The following is a 22,751-nucleotide window of genomic DNA, read 5'->3' as shown; positions in this document are numbered from 1 at the left end:
CGGGGATAGGCTTCATCTCAAATATGAGAGGGCTGCCCCCGTGGACTTGAACGCTATTCGGATGTTTGTAAGCGTGGCGCAGGCCGGTAGCCTGTCGGCCGCGGCCGAACGCCTGAGCATTCCGCTACCGACACTGAGCCGCCGCATTCGTGAGCTAGAGCAGCAGTTGAAGGTGCAATTGCTTGAGCGTTCAGTACGCGGCACCAAGCTCACCGACTCGGGCGCACGACTGTACGAACACGCCAGCCGTGGCATTGAAGCGCTGCTTGAGGGCCAGCAGGCCGTGGTCAGTGATCAGGCGCAATTAAAGGGGTGTTTACGGCTGTCATTGCCACCGTCGTTTGAGCCGTGGTGGGACGTGTTGTCTGCCTTTCAGGACCGATACCCGCAGATTCAGCTCAGTGTCTACACCACTGAACGACGCATCGATCTCATCGAAGACGGCGTCGATGTGGTGCTGCGCGTGGGCATGATCGAGCACGAGACCATGATCGCGCGCCATATGCTGACGTATCGTCACATCCTCGTCGCCAGCCCGAGGCTGATTGAGCGGTTGGGTGTACCCGATACCGTGGAGGCCCTGCACGATTATCCCTGCGCGACCTGGAGCAAGGGCACCGATGCAACATGGCTTTTGGGAGGGCAGGTCTTCAAACCAGAGGCCAAACTGTCCACTAACGACTACGCGCACTTGCGCAGTCGTGCGTTGGCGGGTGATGTGGTCACCGAACTCCCCCCCTTTCTGGCAGCAAAGGCCATCCGGGATGGAGGGTTACTGGTGCTGCTTCCCGAACATCCGCTACCCGAACAACAGATCAACCTGCTCTATCCATCGCATCGCCATCCGTCCGCCATTGTCCGGGCATATCTGGATTTCGCGCAGGAGTACCTGGGGTTTCTTGCCGAGGTATCGATTGCCTCGCGGTAAGAGGCGGGCCAGCCGACAATTGTCAGGCTCAGTGTCTCGGTGGTTTGATGCAGGGGCGATACGAAGCCGGTGTGTGCTCGTCCGCATCGGGGAGTCGTCTGGCCGGGTGCGACGCCGGTATTCACGGCTGGAGTTGAAGCCACGACATCCAGGAGACAAGGGCAGCCTTGCAAATAGAAATGCAAGCTCGGGGGGCAGGGATGAATATTGACTGGAGTTTTTTTGGCATCGAACAGGGCTCATCCGTTGATGCCGATACGATTGTCCAGGTAGAGACACTATTGAAGGTCAAGTTTCCGGAGTCCTATCTGGATTTGGTCATCTATGCCGATGAAGCGTCTCCAGAGGCAGCTTCATTTGTATATGGCGACACCGGAACCTGCATCAGCGAGTTCTTTTCGTTCTCTCCTGATGTAAGGCCGTACACCGTGTCATGGTACTCAAGGGCAGGTGGAGTGCCGGGGCTTCCCGTGAGATTGGTGCCCATTGCACGGGATGCAGGTGGTTGTCTGATCTGCCTGAACTTTGATGTGCACCCTGTTGCTGTTGAGGCATTTGATCCGGGTTCGAAGAGTTCCTGCTTTATTGCCAGTCACTTTGATGACTTCGTTGGCTTGTGGGGAGCGTAGGCCGGTTGGTTGCAATCGTTGGAGGCGACACCCGGCACCCGCATCAAATGTTGCTAACGTTATCCTTGCGCCGGTTGCCTTGAGCCAAGTCCTGTCTTGTGGTGCATGAAGTCGTTGGCTCCCTATCCAGCCCTGCGCTATCGCAGAGTGCCAAGCCCTTTCGGAGGTGGTCATGAACAGGTTGTCGTCCATGAGTCTGTGCATCGTATTGTCGGTTCCCCTTACCCCGGCGTGGGCTGAAACGGTTGTTCCCATGAAGGGGCAGAGTTCGCAACAAATCCAGCAGGACATCAACGACTGCCATAACGTGGCAGCCAGTCAGAGTGCCTCGACGACGCCCCCTCCCGTCGGGGGAAGATTGCGCGGCGCCGCTGTCGGGGCCGCCGCCGGGGCGGCTGGGGCGCAGGTGCGTGGACGTCAGCATGACGAGATTTATGATCGCGTCGACGATGATGTAAAGCAGGACTACCGCCAGAATCGCGCAAAGGAAACAGCGGCGGCCGGGGCGGTAGTGGGCGGTGCGCGTCAGCGTCAGGAACGCCGGGCGCAGCAGAAAACCACTGCCTCGACCAGCTCAACGGCTTACACCAGTTGCCTTCAGGGCAAGGGTTATCAGATTACACCTTGAGCCTCAGTGGTCGGGTTGCCTGGCACTGTCACGTTGTCGGCGCTGATCGAGCAGGTTGACCATCAGGCACGCATAAAGCGTCACGGCGATAAACAGGCCCATACGCACAGCGAAGGCGGTGTAGACATCCTTGCCCGCCAGGCTGTCCTGAACCGACTGGCCCAACAGGATAATCATCGTGAGCAGGCTGTTGAGCCAAAATCCCGGGCTTTGCCGGGTCGGGCTCAGAGCATACAGCTTGCGTGCCAGCATCAAGCCGAACAGCAGCATCCACAGAAAGAACATCCAGAGGTGCACAAACAGGCTCAGGGCGCACCAGAACAGAATGGCCAGCAGGCCGCCCAGCAACGTCGAGCCGAGGAGTTCGCGCCCGGCGTTGCGAGCGGTCGTTGTGGAGCTTTGTTGACCCAGGCTGACAGCTTTCAAGATGATGGGTAAGTAACTGGCCGGGTCGATCAGCGCTAACAGAAATGTCGGCAACACGATCAGGGTTGCACGCAGCGCCACTCTGGCGATGTCGTCGGCCGCCAGGGTCGGGGCTGCCGGTGGTGTCGGTGCATTGCCGGGTTCGGGAAACAGCCAATGACTGCAGCCCACGGTAATGACGGCCAGAAGCAATCCTTTGACGAGCGCGTCAATGACCATGACCGCGAGGCCGAAATCAGCGATACCGGCCGACGGAATCATGGTCAGGCCAATCACCAGGAAGGTCACGATCAGGTTGTTGCCGCCGCGCAGCCCCATACGGAACGCCAGGAACAGACCGGTGCCAATCAGCAATACGCCGCTGACAGGGTAGTAACGCAGGAGGGGAATCAGTAAAAGGCCGGCGCCCGTGGTCAACATGGCGACCAGTGCGAGGGCCACGCCGGCCTTGAAGGGCATCGGGCGATTGAGCGTAGCCAGGAGTAACACCGCAAGCACCGGCGCGAGAAAGGGGATTGGCAACCCCAGGCCGAAGCTTGTGGCCAGACACAGCGCCGTGCCTGTGGCCAGACGCATCGCACGCTGCCCCCCAGGCACGCGCTTAGTAGGCATAGGACAGCCAGCTCATCAGCCGCAAGAACAAGCGACTCACCGGGTTAAGCGGATTGCCTTGGGTGGGGAAGGCCATGACTTCAGCCTGGCCGCCGGCGCGGATGGCACGGCCGTCACGTAGCATGTTCAAAGACTCTGCGGAAAACTCGACAATCACCGGGAATCGCTGTGCTGGCCGCAGCCAGTCGCGGCTGTTCTGAATGCTCGGCAGGGTGCCGGGTGCTGTTGTCGGGCCCACGCTGACCCCGTAGCCGACACTGCGGACACGTCCCTCGAACACTGTGCCGGGTAGCGCGTCCAGTACGATGGCAACCGGTGTGTCGGGCTTGACCAGGCCCAGGTTGTTCTCGGTCATGTCTGCGCTGATCCACACATCGTGGATGGCAATCAGCGTCATCACCGGGTTGCCGGCAGCGGCAAATTGACCAACGTCGGTGCGCAGGTCCGTGATCAGGCCCGCCGAGCGTGCACCTGTGCGGGTGTTGGCCAGGTCCAGTTCGGCTTTTGACAGCGCCGTCGCGGCGCTACGCAGCAGGGCATTTTCTTCCTCGCTGCCGCCTTCCTGTTCGCGGGCCCGCTGAACTTCGGCGCGAGCAGCGGCTACCTGGCTGACCGCTTGTTCGCGATTGGCGCGAGACACTTCGAGCAGGCGCACGGAAATGGTTCCCGGGTCCTGGCGGTACAAGCCTTCAAGTCGCTGATTATCTTGCCGGGCCTTGAGTTCATTGGCCTGGGCGGCCCGCAAGGAGGCTTGCGCCGACATAATGCCCGCGGTGCTGGCGCCAATCTGTCGGCGTGTTGACTCAAGGTCCGCGCGCGCACGATCAACGGCGATTTGATACGGCTGCGGGTCTACCTCGAACAAGATGTCGCCAGCCTTGATGTCCTGATTGTTGCGCACATTCACGCGGGTTACCCGCCCCGCCACTTCGCTGGCCACCGGAATCACAAAGGCGCCCACCCGGGCCTGTTGCGTGTAGGGTGTAAAGCGGTCAGCCAGCAAGTACCAGATCAGGCTGAAGAGAACGAGCAGAAGCACCCACTTGAGCCCTTTTCTTGAAGGGTCGGAGGCTGGTTCCGGCGCTTTGGGGGCAGGCGCTTCCTGGGAGGGTTCATTCATCGACGGTTACCCCGTGCGGCGTGGGAAAGGCCGGCTGTGCAGCTGCGGGCTCTTTCAGCAGGTCACCCCAGTCAGTGCGTTTTTCCATCACTTGGCGGGTGGCTTGATCGACAGTGGGTTGCGCGCTGTACCAGCCGCCTCCCAACGCCTTGTAAAGGGCAATCAGATTGCTCACGGCATTGCTCCGGCTGATCAGGTAGTTGTCTTGTTGTTCAAGCAATGCACGCTGGGCATCCAGCACCCGCTGAAAATCTGAGTAGCCTTCACGGTACTGAGCGCTGGCCAGCACCAGCGAGCGCCTGGCGGCGATTTCGCCTTCGCGCAGGATGCGCTCGCGCTCCAGAGATCGGCTCAGGCCGCTGGCGGCATCGTCGGCCTCGCGTGCTGCCTGGCGGACTTTGTCGCGATAGGCTTCGATCAACTGTTGCAACCGCGCATCCTGCACGCGCACGTTGTTGCTGATCTGACCGTGGTCGAACAGGTTCCAGCGCAGGCTGGGGCCGCCGATCAGGTCCAGGCTATTTGAGGTTCCACCCAGTGAATTGGCCGACCAGACAATGCTCCCGAACAAGGTCAGCGACGGATAGAAATCGCTTTTGGCCACACCGATCAGCGCCGACTGGGCGGCGACATTCAGCTCTGCTGCGCGTACATCGGGCCGACGCAGCAGCAGGTTGGCCGGGACGTCTTGCAACACGGCGCGGTCGATCAGCGGGATCAATCCTTCACTTTCCACCCGATGCGGCAATGCGCCGGGCGGTTGCCCGATCAGCACGGCCAGTGCATTGCGGGTGCGCTGCACCTGGTCTTCGAGGTCGGGAATGCTGCTTAGGGTGCCCAGGTACTGGGTCTTGGCCTGTTGCAAATCGAGTTCGGCATTTTGGCCGCTCTTGAACAGCTTTTCGGTGATCTCAAAGTTGCGCCTTTGCTGCCGGGCGTTTTCCCGAGCAACGCGCAATCGTGCTTCAGTGGTGCGCAGGGAGAAGTAGGTTTGCGCCACTTGGGCGCGCAGCAGTACGCGTGCATCTTCATAGTTGGCCTGAGCGGCGAAGTAGCTGGCATCGGACGATTCGATGGCACGGCTGAAGCGTCCCCAGAAGTCCAGCTCCCAGCCGATGTCGAACCCGGCACTGTACTGCCAGAAGCGGCTGTCCTGAGGGTTGCTCCCGCTGGATTGGCTGCGGTGTGTGTACAGGCTCTCGGCGCTGGCTTGTTGCAACTGCGGGTATCGCCCGCTCTGGGCAATGCCCAGTTGCGCGCGGGCTTCCATCACACGCAGGCCCATGATTTTCAGGTTGGCGTTGTGTGCATCCGATTCGGCAATCAGGGCGTCGAGGACCGGGTCGGCGAAGACCTGCCACCACTGACGGATATCCGGACTCAGCCCCTGTTGGCTGGACTGCTCAAGTGCGGGGCTCTCCCAGAGCTTGATCCACGCTTCGCCGGGCGGTTGAAAGTCCGGCCCCACGCGCATGCAACCGCCAAGGCCCAGTGCCCCAAGCAGGAGCAGTTGGCCCGACCGAGTCAGCAGGGCGGCGCTTGAATGCATTGCATCTTTTCCAGCCAAGAAAGATCACTGGAGCATAGCCGTTGGAACCGGAGGCGGTTTGCTGGGCGGGTCCAGCGATTGCACAGTGGATTTGCAGGGGGGGCGGAATGTGGAGGATCACGCTGCGTGGCAACTGCTACGCTTTTTAAGCGCCATCAAACCAGCCGTAATTTCGACAAAGGTACGATGATCATGAATACCACCCCCGGTATTGTTGAACCCCATTCGGCCGGCTGGCGTTTCAAGCTGGGTATCGCGATGCTCTGCCTGATTCCGCTCTCCTGGCTGATGGTGCCTATCGCGGCGGCCGCCGACGTGCCCGGCCAGAAAGTCGCGGCGCTGACCGGGATTTTGTTTATCAGCAACAAGATCTTGTTGATCTTGGTCATCGCGATCATGGGCAAGTCAGGCTTTCAGCAGTTGAAGCGCAGCCTGTTCGGTTACATGTCCGCACTTGTGCCGACGGCAGAGTTCGAAGTAGGGCCCACGCGTCACAGAATTGGCCTCGTGATGTTCTGCCTGCCGTTGATCTCGTCATTTCTTGAACCTTACGTCGACAGCATCTGGCCAGGGCTGCGGCCGAACCTCTGGCAAGCCCAGTTCCTTGGCGACGCGATGCTGGTCGGTAGTTTTTTCGTATTGGGGGGGAATTTCTGGGAGAAGGTCCGCGCGTTGTTTATCCGCACTGCACGTGTTGTTACCACCCGTGAAGTGTGAGTAAAAGAACGCAGGCTTTGATACTCACTTGAGGGGGCCGCTCACCTCGCCGGTGGCGGGAGCATGCTGTTATTCAGGGGCTCAGGCTTTAAGCTGTATCAACGCCCCGAATCATCGCCTCAACGAAAGGACTCTCCATGCCCACTGCAACATCGCCGGACTTCACCCGACTCCCGGAGCACGCCATTGCCTTCCCTGAGGCCAGTGACGTGTTTGTCGCCGATCAACAAGAGCTTGCCCAGCACATGCTTGCGCTGTTGTCGATCGACGCCAGCAGCATCAATCCGCAATGGTCTGGCCGCTTGCACCTGCTCAGTCCCGTGGAGCCCTATGAGGGGTTGGTAGGTGACTTGACTGAAAACATGGGTTTTGACGGGGAACTGCTCAAGACCAACTGGATCGGTTTCAAGTTAGAGAGTGGCCGCTACCGTCTGTGCGGTGATCCGCGCTATTTCTTTCTGCATCCCGATAACAAAGACCTGCCTGAAGTCCACCCCGGAGTGCGTGACGAGTTGCAGCAGCACTACCTCACCGAACACGCCGCCTATCAGGAAGCTCGCCGAAGCTACCGCGAGCGTGGCTACCTGACCTGGTCTGCGCAGGGTGGAAAGCGCTATACGTTCTTCGATGAGTTGGGAGGTGAAGCTCAAGGCTTCGCCAATTGGGTCGAGACCGTCAAGTTCCCGATGGACATCATCCCGGCCGATGACCATAGCGGTGACTACAGTGTCTGGCCACTCAGCCCCGCCAAGCGACGCTTTCAGCATGTCCTCAGCGTCCCGGCTGTGCACTACGGTATTAGCGGGGCCGATATGATCGTGATGTTCTACGAGCCTGTCGATGGCCTAGTGTTGTTCACCTTCGACTGGACCTGATCCGTCGGCAACCGCTCTCTAATTGGACAGCGGTATGACCAGGGATAGCCAGGTGTTCCAGCCTTCCGGACGATTCTTCGCATCAAACTCGTAATAGCCCTTGAGGTTGGTGTACCAGAGGTCTTTTCCGACTTTGAAGAAGTGTCCGGCCTGAGGTCCGACAGCGCTGACCCGCGATTTGAAGTCGCCAAGCGTGGCACCGCTGCCGCTGTCGCCCGTCACTTGATGGTAGACATAACCGACAAGGCCCAGATGGGTCTGATCGGTGATGAAGTGCGAGGCGCTCAAGTCCAGGTGAGCGTCTATGCCATTTTTATAGTCAGTGTCCGGATTTTCCCAGTTATAGGTCATGCCCGCGACAGCGGAAAATTCGTTCGTCTTGTCAAAGTAGGTATAGCCACCTCCGGCATCCAGAGACGCGTGACCGAGCCCAATGTTCACCAGGCGATCAGGGTCGTAAGCGCCAACCGGAAGATTGCCCATGCTATAGGCCATGAAGTTGTGAACCCCGTGGTTCCACTTCAATGTGCCCATCAGGTAGACGTCGCTGCCGCCTTTCAGGCTGTCGTCTGTCCCTCCGGAAAATGTTCTGCCGCGCGGCCCGGTCAACGCCGCATCGATACTGGCGTGCGAGCGCCCAACCGCGGCGACCATCGAGATCGCAGCCTGGGCACCCAGCAAAGGTTCAGTAAAGGTATAAGTGGGGCTGGCGAACAGCAGGTCGGCTTTTGCATCCAGGCCAAAGGTGGTCCGTCCCCCGCGTGGTACCGGTTTGTTCCCGCCATCGCTGGCACTGACGTGGTAATACACCAGCGGCATGCTCCAACCGGGTTCCGTCGGTGCTGCCGCCAGCGTACCGAACTGGCCTGGCAGCCAGAAACTGATGCCGCCGTCATCTGCTTGCGCGGCGATGGCGGGCAACAAAACCATGAGGCCGCAAAGGTTTCTTATTCTTGTCATGGGTGCCTCATTACTTGAGGAAATGAGAAGTGGCAGTGGATCGTATAGTAGCTCCAGCTCAAGAATTCATTGTAAGCGTGCAACTTTTTTTGCAGCGCTTACGTACTCAAGACAGAATCAGGTGCTTCGTATGGTTGCGGAACACTCCATTAACCGGGTTCACGAATGGCTGCCCCGGACAGTGGCCAAACAGTTCACCGACATCCAGCATGTGTAAGGTTTACAGAGAAAATGCCCATCGAATTATCCGAAACAATACGTCCACTGTTCTTGGCGGCGGGTTGGCCCAGAGCAAACAGTCGGCCCCTGCCGGACTTCGTACCCGCCGACCATCCGGCCGCCGCGCTGCTCAGGGAGTTTGACGGGCTGCACGTACTCAGCTCCGGTGCGGGTGAAGATTTCGCCAGGGGGGACATTGCTTTTGGCACGGATTTGAACCTTGCAGACGATGTCGATTTTTTTGCCTGGCAACAACGCCTGTCCACTACGCTCATCGGCATTGCCGAGACACGCCTGGGGTACGGCACGCTGCTCATTGATTCTGAAGGCGCTTGCTATCACATGAACTGCATATCCGACGCTTTTACACTGATAGACACTTCGTTCAGTGTCGCCGTTGAAAACATCCTGCTGGGTCGCAGAGGGAACGAGAAACACCTCTGATCCGCGCATTAGCCAAGCCTTTGCTGTTTATCTCCCTCGCGGAGGGCAGCGTTTCGGCTTCATTGTTCGTTCCTCAGTCTTAGCTAAGTTTGCGTGCGTAGCCTCTCCCTTGCGCGAACTGCAGCGCTGTTATGGAGAGGTCACATGAAGTCGCTGACAAAAGCCGATTGGCTGAACAAAGTTCCCGAGGTGACGCTGTCATTCTGGGTCATCAAAATCATGTCCACCACGGTGGGTGAAACAGGTGCCGACTTTCTCGCTGTCGATGCCGGCCTGGGGCAGGGGGTGACAAGCCTTGGCATGGCAGCCCTGCTGGCGATTGCATTGTTCGGCCAGTTTCGCACCCGTGCGTATACGCCTTGGATTTACTGGCTGACCGTGGTGCTGGTCAGCGTGGTGGGAACGCAGATCACGGATTTGCTCACCGATAAGCTGGGCGTCAGCCTGTACGCCAGTACGGCGGTGTTTTCCATCTTGCTGGCGATCAATTTCATGATCTGGTATGCGGCGGAGCGCAACCTGTCCATCAATGAAATCGTCACACCGCGCCGAGAGTGGTTTTACTGGACCACGGTGCTTTGCACTTTTGCCCTGGGTACGGCGGCGGGTGATCTGGCCACCGAAGCGCTGGGCCTTGGCTTTACCTGGGGCGCTGTGATTTTTGGTGGGCTGATCGCTGCAACGTTCATCGCCTGGCGCATGGGAGCCAATGTCGTTCTGACCTTCTGGATCGCTTACATACTGACGCGTCCTTTCGGCGCCTCCCTGGGCGACCTGCTGACTCAAGCCAAGACCTATGGCGGCCTCGGCATGGGCGCGACCTGGACCAGCGCCATCTTCCTGACCGTCATTGTCATTCTGGTAGTTGTCGCGCAGTTCAGCGTCGGCACTCGCAAACTCGTTACTCAATAACGCATTCAAAAGCCAATCGGGGATTCATCATGGCCCACGTTCAAGCTGTCATTCGTAAAGCCGCTATTCTGTCAGCCATTGCTTTGTTGAGCTTGGCTGCCGGGTGTTCCAAACCTGCCGACGCTCCGAAAGCGGGTGCCGTGTCGGGCGCGGCGAGCGTTCAGGCCGCAGGCTCGGTTTCCAAGCTGGGAGATCTGTCGACGTTCCAGGGGATTGCTGTAGAGGTTGCAGCTCTTGTCGACAAGAACGACTTGCCGGGTGCGAAAACCCGGATCAAGGACCTTGAGTTGTCCTGGGACAGCGCCGAGGCGGGTATCAAGCCTCGGGCGGCGAGCGACTGGCATGTGCTGGACAAGGCCATCGACCGTGCGCTCGAGGCCTTGCGTGCCAGCAGTCCGACACTGAGCGAATGCAAGGCCTCGATGGATGACCTGCTGAAAACCTTCCGGTCCATGCAATCAATCAAATGACGATAAGGCACGTAGTGCGCCTGTCTGAAGATGGATAAACCACTTCGTGAACGCTTGAGCAGGTGATTCAATGCCGGCATGACATTCGTGGCAACAGTGCGTCAATCGAGTGTCGTGTCTCATTCATCACCGGAGAGGGACATGCGGATATTGCTGGTTGAAGATGACCCCATGATCGGAGATGCGATCCAGGGCGCATTGATGGATGCCGGTTACGCCGCCGACTGGGTTCGTAATGGCCTGACCGCCTTGGCGACGTTGGAGACTCAGCATTACGACCTGGTGCTGCTCGATCTCGGCTTGCCGGGCAAGGATGGGCTGGATGTGCTCAACAGCATTCGTGCCGGCAACAACCCCGTGCCGCTGCTGATTATTACCGCCCGGGACAGCCTTGATGACCGGCTGCGTGGTCTCGATGGCGGCGCCGATGATTACGTCCTGAAGCCCTTTGAGATGGCGGAACTGCTTGCCCGCATGCGCGCCGTTCTGCGGCGAAAAGGTGGTAGCGCGTTGCCCATCCTCAGCAACAATGTGGTCTCGCTCGACCCCACCTCGAAAGAAGCCTCGACGCAGGAGAACCCGGCCGTTCAACTGTCCAATCGCGAGTTTGCCTTGCTGCAGGCGCTGTTGATCAGGCCTGGCGCCATTCTCTCGCGTAGTGATCTTGAAGACCGTATTTATGGCTGGGGCAATGAAGTGGAAAGCAATGCGGTGGAGTTTTTGATCCATGCGCTGCGGCGCAAGTTGGGTAGCCATGTCATCAAAAACGTGAGGGGAGTGGGATGGATGGTTTCAAAAAACGGCTGAGTGAGTCGGTACAGCTCAGGCTGTCTGTTTCCCTGTCGCTGGCCATTCTGCTCGTTGCCATTGTGGCGGGTATATTCGCGTTTGTGTCCGCGTTCGATGAAGCCCACGAGATGCAGGACAATACCTTGCGTCAGGTGGCGGTTCTCTTTGATCGGCAGCAAATGACGCTGGGCCTATCCCCAGAACAACGTCGGTATCGAGGGAGACGATGAAGAGTCCAGGGTCATTGTTCAGTACTTGGCCGATGGTAAACATGCGCCGGGAAACGGGGATGCCCGGTCACCGTTGCCGCTTCCGGTAATGTTGGCTGATGGTTTGTTCACCCTGGATGTGGGCGGCGAACCGTTTCGTGTTTTGGTCAGGACCACGACACAGGGTGAGCGCATCGCGGTCGCGCAGGAAATCGATGCTCGAGACAAAGACGCCCGAGAGAGCGCGTGGCGCGGCCTCCTGCCGTTTCTAATCCTGTTTCCCGTGTTATTGCTGGTGGTTGCCGACTTGGTGCGCAAGCTGTTCCGGCCGATCGCGGTGCTGGCCTCTGAAATTGACCAGCGCAACCAACAGGAACTGCATCCTATCGATGAGCGTCATCTGCCCACCGAGATCCGTTCTTTCGTGCTGGCCATCAACCGATTGCTCGGCCGTGTCGAGCAGTCGATGGAAACACAGCGCCGGTTTGTTGCCGATGCTGCCCACGAACTTCGGTCGCCTTTGACCGCGTTATCCCTGCAAGCTGAGCGCCTGTCTGCTGCCGAGATGTCGCCCGTGGCGCGTGAGCGTCTGTTGCCGTTGTGTCGAGGGATTGAGCGCGGCAAGAATCTGATTGATCAGTTGTTGATGTTGGCCACTGCGCAATCAGCCGAGAATCTAGCGACTTCGCCGGTCTCCGTGCGTGACGTTTATCGTCGTGTGCTGGAGGACCTGTTGCCCCTGGCAGAGGTCAAGCACATCGACATCGGGGTTGAAGGTCAGCAGGATGCACGGGTTCTGCTGAATGAGCTCGACCTGATTGCGCTGGTCAAGAATCTGGTCGACAACGCCATTCGTTATACGCCGCAGGGGGGACGGATAGACCTTTGTGTTGGCAATGAAGGCGACAGCGTTCTGTTGCAAGTCAGGGACACCGGCCCCGGGATTGCGGTCGAAGAGCGAGAACGCGTGTTCGATCCGTTTTATCGCAGCCTCGGGAGTCATGAGGTGGGCTCTGGGTTGGGGCTCTCCATCGTCAAGGCTATAGCGGACCGTAACGGTGCACGGGTTCGCCTGGGTTTTTCCGATGATGAGGCACGACGTGGTTTATGTGTCTCGGTGTGGTTGCCAATGGCAACGTTGTGATCGACTTGGCGCCGCTCAAACGCTCTTGACTGGGCAATCCAGGTCTAGCCAAATTGCTGCTCAATCCGGTGGTAGCTCTATGCAGAGCTATGGCAATAAATCCTTAAAAATCAGTTGGTTGCGAAATGATTGTCGTGCTAGTCTCTTGGGCTTGCAGGGTGTACCGAGGGCTTGGGTTCTACCTTTGGTGGGGCTACGCGAACCTTGGTCCCCAGCGTGGATAAGTTCTGTAGGTCAATGATTTACAGGGTTTATTCTCTACATGCCGCCGTAAAAATTCGTCTTGAAATAAGCGCTTGCGAGCTTGATTACTAGGGAATGGCTGTATATATTCCCCCAGCTCTGCAACATCAGCGCCATGGCGTTTTTCAGACGTTCAGATCGCTTCACCGCGCTACCGCCCGAATGGCGAAACTGGTAGACGCATGGGACTTAAAATCCCCCGCTCGTAAGGGCGTGCCGGTTCGATTCCGGCTTCGGGCACCATATTTATCAAGGGCTTGCGGGGTTTTTCCTTCGCAGGCCCTTGTCGTTTTCGTTCCGCAATTTTTGACGTGTTCCGCAATCGGTCATTTTGTTGGTGTGACCTTCATGCTGCTCATCCATCTTCAGCGTATCGGCGATCCGTTGCGCAGTAAGGTAAAACAGATCCAGGGCATCTTTAAGTGGTTGGTCGGCGTGCTCCCACACGCTGAGAAGCAGGTCGTCTTCGATGTAGACTTTCGGTCCGTCTCGCGATTTCCTTTTACGCCGGAGCAGGGGTTGGCAAGCGCCGTGTAGCCAGTTTCCCTGGCGAAGTTCCAAATCGCACTAAGCAGTGCTTTCTCGCGATTGGCCCGTACAGGTGCAGTTTTACCGCGATACCGCAGGTACTGCCGAACATGCTGGGGCTCGATTGCCTCAAGCGGTGCCGGAGGGTCGTTGAAGAAGGACAATAACTGTTTCAGCTCTCGGGCGTTGCCCCTCTGTGTAGCGGGAGCTTTTGTCGGAACGACTTCCTCCATATAGCGCTCGGCGACGTAACTGAAGGTGAGTACAGACTTTGCTGCGGCACTGGAGGCTCGGTCTTTTTCAAGTTTTGCGTACTCGAGAATCTGGCATTGATCGGCGCGGCGCGGTCCTTCGCCCAGTGCGGACACCATCGCCAACGAACCCGGTCAGCAGCAAGGTGTCGCCTTCGAGGTGGAGCAGGGCGACTTGCGTCGTTGGCGCGACGTTGTAGCGCCCGAGCGGTTCATCGCCCACGGTGTTGGCCAGTGTATTGGGCATGCTCAGCGCTGCAACGAAGTCGTGAATGCCGCTGTACTGGGAAGGTCGTCCGCATACGGTCAGCCCTCACTCTGAAAGCAGAGCTTGGCTGTGGACCGAATGACCGAAATCGACTGTGGATTCAACCAGCCGATATGACCGATTACGCGGGCGCGGAAACGGCTCCGGCGGTGTTCTTGCCGAGCACCGGCAAGCCTAATACTGATGGTTTACAAAATGTCCTCTCTGTTGCCAGATGACTGCATCAGAAACTCGGTGATCAGCGATGTAATCTGCTGTTGGATCAACCCACGTGGGCGGCCGTTGTCGCCATCTCGGCAGATGATGCCATCGCCTGGTACTGCTTCTTCGAGCAATGCCACCGCGCCAGGTTTGCACACCGACATGAAGCTGAAGTGGCTTGCGTCGCTGATTTCGACGTATCGGCTTGACGCTTGGGGCAGGCGTTTGGCCAAGTTGGCGGACTCCAACTGAGCGGGAAGCTCTTGTGACGGTACGCCGGCAGCGATCACTAGCGCTGGTACCGGCAGCGCCGCAAGGCTTTCGTCGGTCAGCCCGCGTGAATGGCCCAAGTCCAGTGTAACCACAGCGGTGACGCGTTTATCGCGCAAATCGGCGGCCAACCCGGCCTTCAATGCTGAGGTGCTTGTGGGGTTTATCTGTTGATAAACGGTGCAACTGGCCAACTGCGGGTGGGCTTTGCAGTCACGGGCGAATAGGTCTGGATCGAAGCGAGCACCGGCGATCTCCATGGCGGTCCAGCCGCCCAGTGAATGGCCCACTACAGCAATTCGGCGCTTCGCGACCCGGCCAAATTTTTCAGGTTGAGTCGTGACCGCTTCAATGACTCGGCTCAGATCGACGGGCCGCTGCCATAACTGTGCCGCTGCTTGAGGGCTACGGTCACGGCTAGTGGTACCGGGGTGGTTGACCGCAGCGACGATGTAACCCTTATGGGCCAGAGCGCTGGCAAGCCAAGTCTGGTTGCCCCAGTTGCCCCCGAAACCGTGGGAGAGCACCACCAATGGGTGTTCGCCGGCAGCCGGTGGCGTGTTACGAACGGCAGAAGCACCGACAAACACCACGGTATCGGCGATCAATTGCGTGGTAGCGGTAGTTGCACTGGGGTACCAGACGACCATCTCAAGCGGGCGGTCATTGTGCGTGTCCAGCAGCGTGGAAGACTGGAAGCCGACAGGATTCTCGTCAGCGAGTGCGCTGGCAGTCAGGCAGATCAGAAACAGGGCGCCGAAAGCTGTTTTCAATGTCGTTATCTTCCTTAATCAGACAAGCGCATAGCAATCTGAAGCAGGCTGCTGGGCCCATTTCGTATGCGGTCGAAACACAATGTTGGGTACAGGTGAGCTGCACGGATATTAAAGCCCAGATTCGCGCCGACGCGCATGACTTTCATCGCTAGCTCAACCGTGCGGTGAGCGGCGCTCTGGCGCCAAGGCGAAACACCCGCTTCTGGCTGATAACTGCCAGTCAGACGTCACTCCGGCGTCATCAGCACCGCGAGCGTCATCTTGATGAACTCCTTGTTTTTATCGATCGTGTCCAAGGCTCCGCGAACGTTGTCGGCGACGTCGGCCGATCCGCGCTGTTCGATCCAGTTTGAAAGCTCCAGGATGGCTGCCTCGAGGGCGAGCTGGTTTTCGTTGAGCTTGAACAGCAGGGAAGGGAGCAGGTCTGCATTTGGCATCGCGAGTCCTCCGTGGAGAGGGCGGCGTAGCAGTTTGAAATGTGGAAGCGGTAGTGGGGATTTTGGTCGGCAGGACGCCGCAGGATGTTGAGTAGCCACGAGCGATGTCGCTCAGCTCTAAAGGCTTTAATTATCCGCCACGAACGGCCAGTAAGCATTGATATCGTGGAGACACTGGCGGTGCTTGACCAAGCTCTTGTTAAGGTAATCAGCGAAGCACGTGAAGCCGGGCTACCTCTGGGATTTGCCGTGGCCCTGCTGCATGGGCAAGCGCACAGCGAGACAGCCGGGATGGTGAGTTGATTGGTGCGTCAATCAGAGCGATTAGGCCTCTCTATCTTGTAGAGCAGGTACTCCTGAGTGCGATCGGTGAGCTGTTTAGTGGCGCGATGGGAGAGGAGCCCGCCGATTTTTTCCATGGCTCGCTGAGATCGAATGTTCTGACTATCAATGTGAAACCAAACAGTGTCCACCCATTGAAATGCATGAGTCAGCATTAAATGTTTCAACTCTTTATTGGCTCCGCCTCCCCATTTTTCGCGAGCTAGGAAGGTGTATCCGATAGCGACTTCTCGTTTTTTTTCATCGAACTCGTAGTAACGAGAGGAGCCAATCACCTGGTTGTTGCTACGGTCGATAACGATAAGCGCGGACTTTGAAGCTAGTGCCTCGTTAAACCACTCGTGAAAAACTGGTTCTTGATAGCGCATTGGGCTTGGATGCTGAACCCAAATCAGGGGGTCGGATGCGACACTGTACAGCGATTCGAAGTCATCAGCTTCTAGTGGGCGCAGCTCTAGCGACTCACCAATAGTTAACGGGGAGACTGGTAGTGGTTGCATCATTTTTCCCTTTGCGCTGGAGAGTAGGTTTGCCTGTTCACTGCCACGTTGGTGTATTCATCGGTTTGATTACCTTAACAGGCATTTATGCAATTTCAATCGGTGCCCCAAGTTCACGAAGGAGGGATGCCGAAGTTATGCATGCGCGGTCACAACGTAGAAGAGTTCGTCGGTGTGGTCCGCCGCTACGGCGCAAGCCCTGATGTTCAAGCGTTGGTGGATGCTGCAAACAGTCCTGCTTTGGTACGCCATCCGCAACATTCGCGGTACCAGGGTGGCCGGGTACAGAGGCGGCATCCTGGCCACCATCAGCCGCAATGCCAGCACGGTTGTGCATGCCGCGATTCAGCATGTGTCGTCACAGGCGTGGATGAAAGTGGCCAAGGCCAATACCAACGTGGTGACCGAGATTGAAATGGTCGCCACGCTGGGCAGCAAGACCAGTCCGCTCTGCCGGTCGATGGATAAGCGATGTCAGCGATAGTGTCGTGAGATCAATCGCAAGGGCGCGCTAATTGATCTGCACAATGATCGGTCCTTCCGTAACGATCGGCGGGTTCGCGTGGATATTCGATGCATTTTTCTGAATCCAGTCACGTGCGACTTTCAAGCTCGCATCGCTGCCGGCCTTGTCCGTGCAAACAGTCACCGACGTACCACCATCACCAGTATTCAGCAGTGTGTAGCTTACGAGGCCAGGCACTGTCCGCAGGGTAGCTTCGACGTCGGCTTTGCGCTCTTCTAAAAGCTCGAAAAGCTGCTTTGCTCCAGCACCCAAGTAGGTTCTTATAACCGCATACATAGTCGTCTCCTTAGGGAGTACTGTCTTGATACCAATCCAGATCCGCTGATGGCCACTTTCATCCAAGTTTCAATTCGCACCGATTTATTAAGCTTAGCCACACGCCAGCGACAAGCGAAATGCAACGACCACCGGCCCCTGCGGAGTAGCATGAACCCCCCGGTATTGGTGACCGGCCAACGGCTCCCGCAAATCTGTCTGCCCAGGAAGTGACCGAGACCAGCATGACCTTGAGCTGGGGGGGCTTCAGCCGGGGCAGGGGCCCACGATGGCCAAACGGTACGAACTTCCCGACGCCGCCTGGAATTTGGTACTGGCCAGATGCATTCTGGAGAATGCCTACTGGTCGGAAACTTTTGAACCTCCCCAATTCGAAGGTGATCAAACGCTCATAGAGTAGGTATCGCCTGCCCGGAGATGATCAAATGAAACGCACAACCACTCTAGTTTTGTTGATGTCAGGGGCCCTTTTACTCGGCGGCTGTTGGCCGTATTGGCACGACCATGATGGTCACAGACATGATCACGGGCGCTACTACAACGGCAGCCATGGGGGGCAGGAATACAGACGCTAGTGTGGCTCGGCATTGGAGTGCGATCTACGCGAGGCGCTACCCTTGGCTCGATCTGCGCCGGCTTCTGCCCGGCGAGCTGATTACAAGCCAGGTGCCTTGCTTTGCCGCAGATCACACTCCGATGCAGCCAGGTTATGGGGAGTATCAGGTGCTTGGGCAGTTATCGTCAGGCTGATGTGGCGCTGGTTGATTCAGTCGGCTTGCTCGGTGAGGTTTCGAATCGTCACGACCTTCTTTTCCTCAACGCGGGAGAGGTCATGCATCTTCCATCCAGTCGATTCCATGGCATCGCACAGCCCAGCTCAGCCTTGTAGGCGCTTGAATAGCTCATCCTCGATGTACGTATCTGCGGTCTTCGTCGTTCTTACCGCTATAGCCGCTGACTTTGAGAGTTAGGTCCGGCGGATAGATCTAGCGAGCCCGGCATTTCTTCAACTATGCTGAATCAGCCGAATAGCACGCTGGCGTTTTGCATTTTTATTAGCTGCCTAAGTAGTGTGCCACTTGGTAAGTGCTCTCATGAGTGGAGCAAACTTAGGGAAGGAGAAAGCTATGTCCAGCGTATGGGTTTATAAACTTGACGGCACAGTTCAATGTAATGATGAAGTGCGGAGAATCCCACTGAGTGAGGCTCGAGCCGAGCTAAGTAGCTTGATAGGGTCAAGCAAAATATTCGGGGAGAAAGTGGGGGCTCGGATATTTCCGGCCTTATGCAACCTTCCTACCGGAGGTTACAACGCTTTTGAAATTACCGCTGAGGGCTGGTACATACTGCAACATGGTTTTCGTGGGCAAGAAGGGTTTTATTTACTGGAAGAGAACCTCGTAAGGTCACTGTCGTCTGAGGAGTTGAATATAGGTCAGTTAATTGGTTCGTTGACCTCGGCGCAACCACATACAGTTGCTCAGTTAGTGGGTCACCCTCTTCGAGTTTATAAAACAGGTGATGGGCTCACAAAGGACTGGAGGCCAGAGCGTTGCAATATTGAACTAAATGATATCGATACAATTGTGTCGATATGGTTTGGTTGATTTTATTTTTTCGGCCGCTCATCTATTTCGTTGATGAGTGGCCGTATCCATTCTACGACTGCCATCAGCGTCGTGGCTGATGATGTAGTCGGCGGGGAAGCCCTGGGCTTTGTACTGTTCGGTCGGTTGCAGCATCCGCAGGCAGATTCGACGATCACGTACGGCGTGCCTTTGATCGTTACGGTGACCCGTGTCAGGTGGTCCTCTGCGGTGATTGTTGGTGCTGGCTCGCCTGCGCCGCCCTCCGTGACCGGATACGACAGATGGTACGTGAATTTTTTTGCGTCGAGCTAAACTTACGAGTTCAGCTGTTGTGAACAGGAGTTCGTTATGAACAAGGATCAGAAGCCTTCACAGCGAGAACTTGCAGATGCTCTGGATTTAACTGAAAGCCAAGTTGTCGCCAATATTTCAGCCGTAGAGCGCAAGCCTGATGGTTCGGGACACTGGGTCTATTTTGTTCCCGATGCGGAGCCTGAGTTGATATCCAAACTGGGCGTAGGCAGGAGCGGAATACTGGGTACGGACGCCATCAATCGACTTCGCGGTGACTGACTATTACGCCATATCGCCTGGCGTCTTTCTCAAGGTGAGAGCAGATCAAGCGGTGATCCGCTCTCCGATCAGCTTGGTCGTGAAGGTGGCGGTATATTCGGTGGTCAGTTGGCACAGATTGCTGCTGGTGCGGCAGTCCATGTTCCTGTTGCCGTAGCTTTCCGATTCAATGTGAATCACTGTGCGTAGTGCGGGCCCTTGCACTCGTCCTGTGTGCGATAGCCTGTACTCACGCTCGGCAACCTCGGCCAACGCCGCCGCGTGGTTTGGGAATCTTCGGCATCTTGGCAGGGCTTCTGGCGGGCAGGAAAACCGATGGCCGGAACCGCAGTGCTCCGCAAGAAGTTTCAGGCATTCAAATTTCGATGGTGCGCATGAGGTACTCTTGGTGTCCGGTTTGTTCATCAGTCTGCTCACACGTCACAACAAACCCTTGTGATAAATAAAATTCACAACTGGCGGTGTTATTTTTGTAAACCCCGAGAGTCAATTCAGTTCGCAGGGTTTTGGCATGAGCGAGCAGCTGTTTGCCAAAACCCTTAGCCTGGAACTCAGGGGCAATAAACAGCGCGGCAAGTTGATTTTCGTACAGCGAGCAGAACCCCACCACTGTTGATTCCTGCTCAATAACGTAGGTCTCCGAAGCTGGGATGTATAGGCTTCGCATGTTCTCGACTTGTGAGTGCCAGAAAGAGGCGTCAATAAAGTCATGGGCTACCAGCGATGCTTTTAGCCAGATATCCAGTACGGTTTCTATGTCGTGTGTTTCAAGTGCTCTGATCATTTCCAGTTCGATATCCGTTATTTTTCATACCGCGCTCAAGCCAGCAGCTTGCCAGTTCGAGAGCCCAAGAGGTTTGACCCTCATCATACGTCACCGATTCTGAGGCGCCAGCGCATTGCGCCGACGGAGTATCTTCAGCGGCTCCTTTATCACCCCGGCATGCATCGCTGCTGCACGGAGTCCCGCCGCAATGATGGCAGTTGAATCGCCGCCTCGCATTGATGTAGGCCCTGCCGAGGATGTAGCCTCTGCGTACTGATTGTCCGCGTGGCCGCGCTGGCAAGACGCGGGGCGAAGTCGGTGTCAATCTCATCGGTCCAAGGGATTTGAAAGCACTAAGCAGTAAAGGGTGGTTGAATGTTCAGCTGAAGATGAAGCCCAGTCCGTGCGCTGGGCTTTTTCGTTTGTACCCTCTCTCCCCAGGTAAACGAGGGCATGTAGAGGTCTGGGTTTTAAGTGAAATAGGCAACCGATCACGGAAGAACCTTTACGCATACCTTTGGAGTTCGTTTGTGTATAAAGCCATTACTTTAATGCTGTTCGGTTTGTCCTTCAGTTTACCTGCCAGCGCCGGAGATGGTGGTGTGCAGGTATCGACCTTTGGGGGCATTGTCTCAACGACGTTGGCCGTCACTTTGTATCCCATTACCTTCACCGATGAAAGCAGTGGGAATACTCGCGAGAGTATCAATAGCCACGACCAGAAAATTGTTTGCGCTCGTAATGATGCCGCTGCCTTTGTCGCGAGCAATGGCAACATTCGCGGCGTGCATTTGGAAGCTGCGTTTGATGTTTTACGTCCGTCTGGCGAAGTTGACACAGTTAATGATATGCGGCTGGCGCAAGCGATTTTGGTCTACCAATCGCGCTAGCTGGCCGAGCAAGCCCTGAGTACATCACCTCTAAAATCCAGTCAGTTCGCTGGACCTTTTCCTTTCTGGGGGGCGCGCGGGGCAAAAAAGAGCCTCAAAGCTCTTTGATGGGGAGGAAGTAGAGCCAATGAGGCTCAAGATGCGCGTGGAGCGAATGGCGAGCTTGGTAGGCGTTCAGTTCACTCGCCACTCACGCAGTTGCAGGGGCATTTAAGCAACTGCGTAAAATCATCGTAGGAATGTGACATTCACCGTTCAAGTACCACAAGTCGGATGGCCCGGGGGGACGTAAATCGGGATGCCGTTGTTTTATGGTACAGCGCTCAGCAGCAGTGGGTGGCACCCATGCATGGGCTTTGTGGAAGTCCCAGTCGTAGCCATGAAATTAACGCTAGAACTCCAGGAAAGCCCGCTCCAGACGGGCTTTTGAGGTGTTCTATCGGCTCTCCAAGATATGGCAAGTGAAGCTCAGATGCGGATATGCGTAGTCTTCTATTGACCTGTCTGTTGCTCATCCTGGATGAGGAGCGCTTTGGCCAGTTCTTCGTCACTTGCGTTGAGGCCTGGATGATTGTGTCTCGCTTGCGTCAATACAGACTCTAGATATACGTCGCGAATTGCCCCCCCGCTGGCGATGAAGCTGGAGAGGTCCTCGCGGACGGGCGTTACGATTTTGTCGTCTTTGAACGTTGAGTAGAGCGACACGGAGATCCCTGCCGAAGTAGCAACATCACGTGCATCAATGTGGGGCCCGTGGGCCATGGTCGAACCAAAGGGCAGGAGCATTAGCAAAGGGATGAGGAATATGCGGGGCATGGCGTTGTCCTCCTGAAGCATGAAGACAAAAAGACCTTTCATGTACTTTTGATGCGTGATGCTGGGCAGCAGTTCCCTGTCGGAGGGGTATTCCGGCCAAGAGGTCGAAGGTTTGGGCGATCTTCCTCTAAAGCACCTGCCGGCTGCTTGTGGGAGCTCGAATGGATGCTCGGTGATGTGTGCCTAACCTCGGTCAATAGTAAGTGGCTGTTTTAAAAACAATTTGTTTTTGAGGGGGCTTCCCAAACGAAGCGAAAGTTGATAAATTTGCACGCATTCTTGCAGAGGTCCTTACAGGACTTGTAGCGGAATGAAGCAGCATCTCGTGCTGCTCGCAAGCTGAAAAGTCAGGAAGAGAGTGTCAGGCACTCGTAGCAACAGATACAGGGGCGTCGCCAAGCGGTAAGGCAGCAGGTTTTGATCCTGCCATGCGTTGGTTCAAATCCAGCCGCCCCTGCCATTTTCCTTATGGTCATCAAGGTACAACTCGTTCGGCAGGCAGTGCGCGAGTTTTGGATGATCGTCTTTATAGGGAGCGCCAACTCCGATCCGGTCCGGCGTTTCTTATGTCAGTTACATACCCCTCTGCGTGACATCTTTAATTTTCAGCCCGCTTGTGCTCCTGTATCGGATGCTGACAAGGATCGCTAGTGGTGACCAGTCTCGTTACGGTCGAGCGCTGAGTGACCAGCGGTTGGGTAATTTGCTCTTCTGTGGGCATGGGGGTGTTCTTGGCGGGGTGATATCCAGGCGATGGAAGGTTGCCCCCTCGCGCTCCACCAGTATTGCTTTCCTAAACCTGTTGGACCGCCCAGCCAAATGATTACCGGTCAAATAATCCCGCCATCGAGCGGGATTTTTTATGTCT

At 56.7% G+C, this 22,751-nt stretch carries 22 protein-coding genes, 2 tRNA genes and 6 pseudogenes; 17 read left to right on the top strand and 13 right to left on the bottom strand.

Annotation, left to right across the window (positions count from 1 at the left end):
- Positions 1 to 40: 40 nt before the first annotated feature.
- The 3 genes from AABM54_RS14750 to AABM54_RS14740 all read left to right on the top strand — a co-directional run bounded on the left by AABM54_RS14750 (position 41) and on the right by AABM54_RS14740 (position 2,185).
- The gene (locus AABM54_RS14750; protein WP_347900729.1) at positions 41 to 928 is read left to right on the top strand and encodes a LysR substrate-binding domain-containing protein; all 888 of its coding nucleotides are present in this window, start codon (positions 41 to 43) and stop codon (positions 926 to 928) included.
- A gap of 200 nt (positions 929 to 1,128) precedes the next feature.
- Positions 1,129 to 1,557, top strand: a complete 429-nt coding sequence (locus tag AABM54_RS14745; RefSeq protein ID WP_347900728.1) for an SMI1/KNR4 family protein — start codon at positions 1,129 to 1,131, stop codon at positions 1,555 to 1,557.
- 172 nt (positions 1,558 to 1,729) lie between these two features.
- Positions 1,730 to 2,185 carry a hypothetical protein gene (locus AABM54_RS14740; RefSeq protein WP_347900727.1) on the top strand — a complete coding sequence of 152 codons (456 nt, stop codon included), beginning with the start codon at positions 1,730 to 1,732 and terminating at the stop codon, positions 2,183 to 2,185.
- Between the two features lie 3 nt (positions 2,186 to 2,188).
- Here the strand turns inward: AABM54_RS14740 and AABM54_RS14735 are convergent, their stop codons facing one another.
- The 3 genes from AABM54_RS14735 to AABM54_RS14725 are packed head-to-tail and all read right to left on the bottom strand — an operon-like array spanning position 2,189 to position 5,892.
- On the bottom strand, positions 2,189 to 3,223 hold the full coding sequence (locus tag AABM54_RS14735; RefSeq protein WP_347900726.1) for a DUF2955 domain-containing protein: 1,035 nt from the start codon (positions 3,221 to 3,223) through the stop codon (positions 2,189 to 2,191).
- Positions 3,213 to 4,343: an HlyD family secretion protein gene (locus AABM54_RS14730; protein ID WP_347900725.1), complete on the bottom strand. Its 1,131-nt coding sequence runs from the start codon at positions 4,341 to 4,343 to the stop codon at positions 3,213 to 3,215. Before AABM54_RS14730 ends, AABM54_RS14735 begins: the two co-directional genes overlap by 11 nt.
- Positions 4,336 to 5,892: a TolC family protein gene (locus AABM54_RS14725; protein WP_347900723.1), complete on the bottom strand. Its 1,557-nt coding sequence runs from the start codon at positions 5,890 to 5,892 to the stop codon at positions 4,336 to 4,338. The genes AABM54_RS14730 and AABM54_RS14725 overlap by 8 nt, the downstream gene beginning before the upstream one ends.
- Positions 5,893 to 6,084: 192 nt before the next feature.
- Here AABM54_RS14725 and AABM54_RS14720 point away from each other — a divergent pair, with 192 nt between their 5' ends.
- Entirely contained in the window at positions 6,085 to 6,609 is a 525-nt protein-coding gene (locus AABM54_RS14720; protein ID WP_347900721.1) for a transporter suffix domain-containing protein, read from the top strand.
- Between the two features lie 137 nt (positions 6,610 to 6,746).
- A complete protein-coding gene (locus AABM54_RS14715; protein WP_347900720.1) occupies positions 6,747 to 7,484 on the top strand; it encodes a hypothetical protein in 738 nt (245 codons plus the stop codon).
- Between the two features lie 18 nt (positions 7,485 to 7,502).
- Here AABM54_RS14715 and AABM54_RS14710 read toward each other — a convergent pair whose 3' ends face one another.
- Positions 7,503 to 8,444, bottom strand: a complete 942-nt coding sequence (locus tag AABM54_RS14710; protein WP_347900719.1) for a transporter — start codon at positions 8,442 to 8,444, stop codon at positions 7,503 to 7,505.
- A 231-nt stretch (positions 8,445 to 8,675) separates the two neighbouring features.
- Between AABM54_RS14710 and AABM54_RS14705 the strand changes: the two genes are divergently transcribed.
- The 6 genes and pseudogenes from AABM54_RS14705 (at position 8,676) to AABM54_RS14680 (ending at position 13,117) form a co-directional block, all read left to right on the top strand.
- Entirely contained in the window at positions 8,676 to 9,107 is a 432-nt protein-coding gene (locus tag AABM54_RS14705; protein ID WP_347900718.1) for an SUKH-3 domain-containing protein, read from the top strand.
- Positions 9,108 to 9,251: 144 nt separating this feature from the next.
- Positions 9,252 to 10,019 (top strand): hypothetical protein, encoded by a 768-nt coding sequence (locus AABM54_RS14700; protein ID WP_347900716.1) that lies wholly within the window; start codon positions 9,252 to 9,254, stop codon positions 10,017 to 10,019.
- Positions 10,020 to 10,048: 29 nt separating this feature from the next.
- The gene (locus tag AABM54_RS14695) at positions 10,049 to 10,489 is read left to right on the top strand and encodes a hypothetical protein (protein WP_347900715.1); all 441 of its coding nucleotides are present in this window, start codon (positions 10,049 to 10,051) and stop codon (positions 10,487 to 10,489) included.
- A 141-nt stretch (positions 10,490 to 10,630) separates the two neighbouring features.
- Positions 10,631 to 11,296, top strand: coding sequence for a response regulator transcription factor (locus AABM54_RS14690; RefSeq protein ID WP_347900714.1), 666 nt, complete (start codon positions 10,631 to 10,633; stop codon positions 11,294 to 11,296).
- Positions 11,272 to 12,631: pseudogene (locus AABM54_RS14685) on the top strand (ATP-binding protein). Before AABM54_RS14690 ends, AABM54_RS14685 begins: the two are co-directional and overlap by 25 nt.
- 399 nt (positions 12,632 to 13,030) lie before the next feature.
- Positions 13,031 to 13,117 (top strand) — tRNA-Leu (locus tag AABM54_RS14680).
- Between the two features lie 108 nt (positions 13,118 to 13,225).
- Here the strand turns inward: AABM54_RS14680 and xerC are convergent.
- The 5 genes and pseudogenes from xerC to AABM54_RS14655 form a co-directional block, all read right to left on the bottom strand.
- Positions 13,226 to 13,725: pseudogene (xerC, locus tag AABM54_RS14675) on the bottom strand (tyrosine recombinase XerC); the annotation flags it as partial.
- A pseudogene (locus AABM54_RS14670) lies at positions 13,725 to 13,900 on the bottom strand (SOS response-associated peptidase family protein); the annotation flags it as partial. The pseudogenes xerC and AABM54_RS14670, both read right to left, overlap by 1 nt.
- A 209-nt stretch (positions 13,901 to 14,109) precedes the next feature.
- On the bottom strand, positions 14,110 to 15,165 hold the full coding sequence (locus AABM54_RS14665; RefSeq protein WP_347900713.1) for an alpha/beta fold hydrolase: 1,056 nt from the start codon (positions 15,163 to 15,165) through the stop codon (positions 14,110 to 14,112).
- 230 nt (positions 15,166 to 15,395) lie between these two features.
- Positions 15,396 to 15,605 (bottom strand): hypothetical protein, encoded by a 210-nt coding sequence (locus AABM54_RS14660; RefSeq protein ID WP_347900712.1) that lies wholly within the window; start codon positions 15,603 to 15,605, stop codon positions 15,396 to 15,398.
- A 311-nt stretch (positions 15,606 to 15,916) separates the two neighbouring features.
- Entirely contained in the window at positions 15,917 to 16,447 is a 531-nt protein-coding gene (locus AABM54_RS14655) for a GNAT family N-acetyltransferase (protein ID WP_347900710.1), read from the bottom strand.
- 117 nt (positions 16,448 to 16,564) lie between these two features.
- On the opposite strand from AABM54_RS14655, the pseudogene AABM54_RS14650 reads away from it, so the two are divergent.
- Together AABM54_RS14650 and AABM54_RS14645 are read left to right on the top strand one after the other, a co-directional pair.
- Positions 16,565 to 16,693 (top strand): annotated as a pseudogene (locus AABM54_RS14650) (putative metallopeptidase); the annotation flags it as partial.
- 4 nt (positions 16,694 to 16,697) lie between these two features.
- A pseudogene (locus tag AABM54_RS14645) lies at positions 16,698 to 16,919 on the top strand (phage head morphogenesis protein); the annotation flags it as partial.
- Between the two features lie 39 nt (positions 16,920 to 16,958).
- Here the strand turns inward: AABM54_RS14645 and AABM54_RS14640 are convergent.
- The gene (locus tag AABM54_RS14640; RefSeq protein ID WP_347900709.1) at positions 16,959 to 17,249 is read right to left on the bottom strand and encodes a hypothetical protein; all 291 of its coding nucleotides are present in this window, start codon (positions 17,247 to 17,249) and stop codon (positions 16,959 to 16,961) included.
- Positions 17,250 to 18,376: 1,127 nt separating this feature from the next.
- Here AABM54_RS14640 and AABM54_RS14635 point away from each other — a divergent pair.
- Entirely contained in the window at positions 18,377 to 18,856 is a 480-nt protein-coding gene (locus tag AABM54_RS14635; RefSeq protein ID WP_347900708.1) for a hypothetical protein, read from the top strand.
- Between the two features lie 18 nt (positions 18,857 to 18,874).
- Here the strand turns inward: AABM54_RS14635 and AABM54_RS14630 are convergent.
- Positions 18,875 to 19,125 (bottom strand): annotated as a pseudogene (locus tag AABM54_RS14630) (hypothetical protein); the annotation flags it as partial.
- A gap of 61 nt (positions 19,126 to 19,186) precedes the next feature.
- Here AABM54_RS14630 and AABM54_RS14625 point away from each other — a divergent pair.
- Positions 19,187 to 19,411 (top strand): hypothetical protein, encoded by a 225-nt coding sequence (locus AABM54_RS14625; protein ID WP_347900707.1) that lies wholly within the window; start codon positions 19,187 to 19,189, stop codon positions 19,409 to 19,411.
- Between the two features lie 355 nt (positions 19,412 to 19,766).
- Here AABM54_RS14625 and AABM54_RS14620 read toward each other — a convergent pair whose 3' ends face one another.
- Positions 19,767 to 20,195, bottom strand: coding sequence for a GNAT family N-acetyltransferase (locus AABM54_RS14620; RefSeq protein ID WP_347900706.1), 429 nt, complete (start codon positions 20,193 to 20,195; stop codon positions 19,767 to 19,769).
- 512 nt (positions 20,196 to 20,707) lie between these two features.
- Between AABM54_RS14620 and AABM54_RS14615 the strand changes: the two genes are divergently transcribed.
- Positions 20,708 to 21,067, top strand: a complete 360-nt coding sequence (locus tag AABM54_RS14615; RefSeq protein ID WP_347900705.1) for a DUF2388 domain-containing protein — start codon at positions 20,708 to 20,710, stop codon at positions 21,065 to 21,067.
- Positions 21,068 to 21,559: 492 nt separating this feature from the next.
- On the opposite strand, the gene AABM54_RS14610 is transcribed toward AABM54_RS14615, so the two are convergent.
- The gene (locus tag AABM54_RS14610; protein ID WP_347906206.1) at positions 21,560 to 21,883 is read right to left on the bottom strand and encodes a DUF2388 domain-containing protein; all 324 of its coding nucleotides are present in this window, start codon (positions 21,881 to 21,883) and stop codon (positions 21,560 to 21,562) included.
- A 385-nt stretch (positions 21,884 to 22,268) separates the two neighbouring features.
- Here AABM54_RS14610 and AABM54_RS14605 point away from each other — a divergent pair.
- A tRNA-Gln gene (locus AABM54_RS14605) sits at positions 22,269 to 22,343 on the top strand.
- Positions 22,344 to 22,751: the final 408 nt, after the last annotated feature.

This window comes from Pseudomonas purpurea (assembly GCF_039908635.1).
Taxonomy (GTDB): Bacteria; Pseudomonadota; Gammaproteobacteria; order Pseudomonadales; family Pseudomonadaceae; genus Aquipseudomonas; species Aquipseudomonas purpurea.
The sequence above is the reverse complement of the archived record's forward strand: the minus strand, read 5'-3'. Positions and strand labels throughout refer to the sequence as shown.

Bases quoted from the DNA above. Each gene is read 5' to 3' on its own strand.
- AABM54_RS14745 (WP_347900728.1), top strand. From the start codon at position 1,129: ATGAATATTGACTGGAGTTTTTTTGGCATCGAACAGGGCTCATCCGTT.
- AABM54_RS14740 (WP_347900727.1), top strand. From the start codon at position 1,730: ATGAACAGGTTGTCGTCCATGAGTCTGTGCATCGTATTGTCGGTTCCC.
- AABM54_RS14735 (WP_347900726.1), bottom strand. From the start codon at position 3,223: ATGCCTACTAAGCGCGTGCCTGGGGGGCAGCGTGCGATGCGTCTGGCC.
- AABM54_RS14730 (WP_347900725.1), bottom strand. From the start codon at position 4,343: ATGAATGAACCCTCCCAGGAAGCGCCTGCCCCCAAAGCGCCGGAACCA.
- AABM54_RS14725 (WP_347900723.1), bottom strand. From the start codon at position 5,892: ATGCATTCAAGCGCCGCCCTGCTGACTCGGTCGGGCCAACTGCTCCTG.
- AABM54_RS14720 (WP_347900721.1), top strand. From the start codon at position 6,085: ATGAATACCACCCCCGGTATTGTTGAACCCCATTCGGCCGGCTGGCGT.
- AABM54_RS14715 (WP_347900720.1), top strand. From the start codon at position 6,747: ATGCCCACTGCAACATCGCCGGACTTCACCCGACTCCCGGAGCACGCC.
- AABM54_RS14710 (WP_347900719.1), bottom strand. From the start codon at position 8,444: ATGACAAGAATAAGAAACCTTTGCGGCCTCATGGTTTTGTTGCCCGCC.
- AABM54_RS14705 (WP_347900718.1), top strand. From the start codon at position 8,676: ATGCCCATCGAATTATCCGAAACAATACGTCCACTGTTCTTGGCGGCG.
- AABM54_RS14700 (WP_347900716.1), top strand. From the start codon at position 9,252: ATGAAGTCGCTGACAAAAGCCGATTGGCTGAACAAAGTTCCCGAGGTG.
- AABM54_RS14695 (WP_347900715.1), top strand. From the start codon at position 10,049: ATGGCCCACGTTCAAGCTGTCATTCGTAAAGCCGCTATTCTGTCAGCC.
- AABM54_RS14690 (WP_347900714.1), top strand. From the start codon at position 10,631: ATGCGGATATTGCTGGTTGAAGATGACCCCATGATCGGAGATGCGATC.
- AABM54_RS14660 (WP_347900712.1), bottom strand. From the start codon at position 15,605: ATGCCAAATGCAGACCTGCTCCCTTCCCTGCTGTTCAAGCTCAACGAA.
- AABM54_RS14655 (WP_347900710.1), bottom strand. From the start codon at position 16,447: ATGCAACCACTACCAGTCTCCCCGTTAACTATTGGTGAGTCGCTAGAG.
- AABM54_RS14640 (WP_347900709.1), bottom strand. From the start codon at position 17,249: ATGTATGCGGTTATAAGAACCTACTTGGGTGCTGGAGCAAAGCAGCTT.
- AABM54_RS14635 (WP_347900708.1), top strand. From the start codon at position 18,377: ATGTCCAGCGTATGGGTTTATAAACTTGACGGCACAGTTCAATGTAAT.
- AABM54_RS14625 (WP_347900707.1), top strand. From the start codon at position 19,187: ATGAACAAGGATCAGAAGCCTTCACAGCGAGAACTTGCAGATGCTCTG.
- AABM54_RS14620 (WP_347900706.1), bottom strand. From the start codon at position 20,195: ATGATCAGAGCACTTGAAACACACGACATAGAAACCGTACTGGATATC.
- AABM54_RS14610 (WP_347906206.1), bottom strand. From the start codon at position 21,883: ATGCCCCGCATATTCCTCATCCCTTTGCTAATGCTCCTGCCCTTTGGT.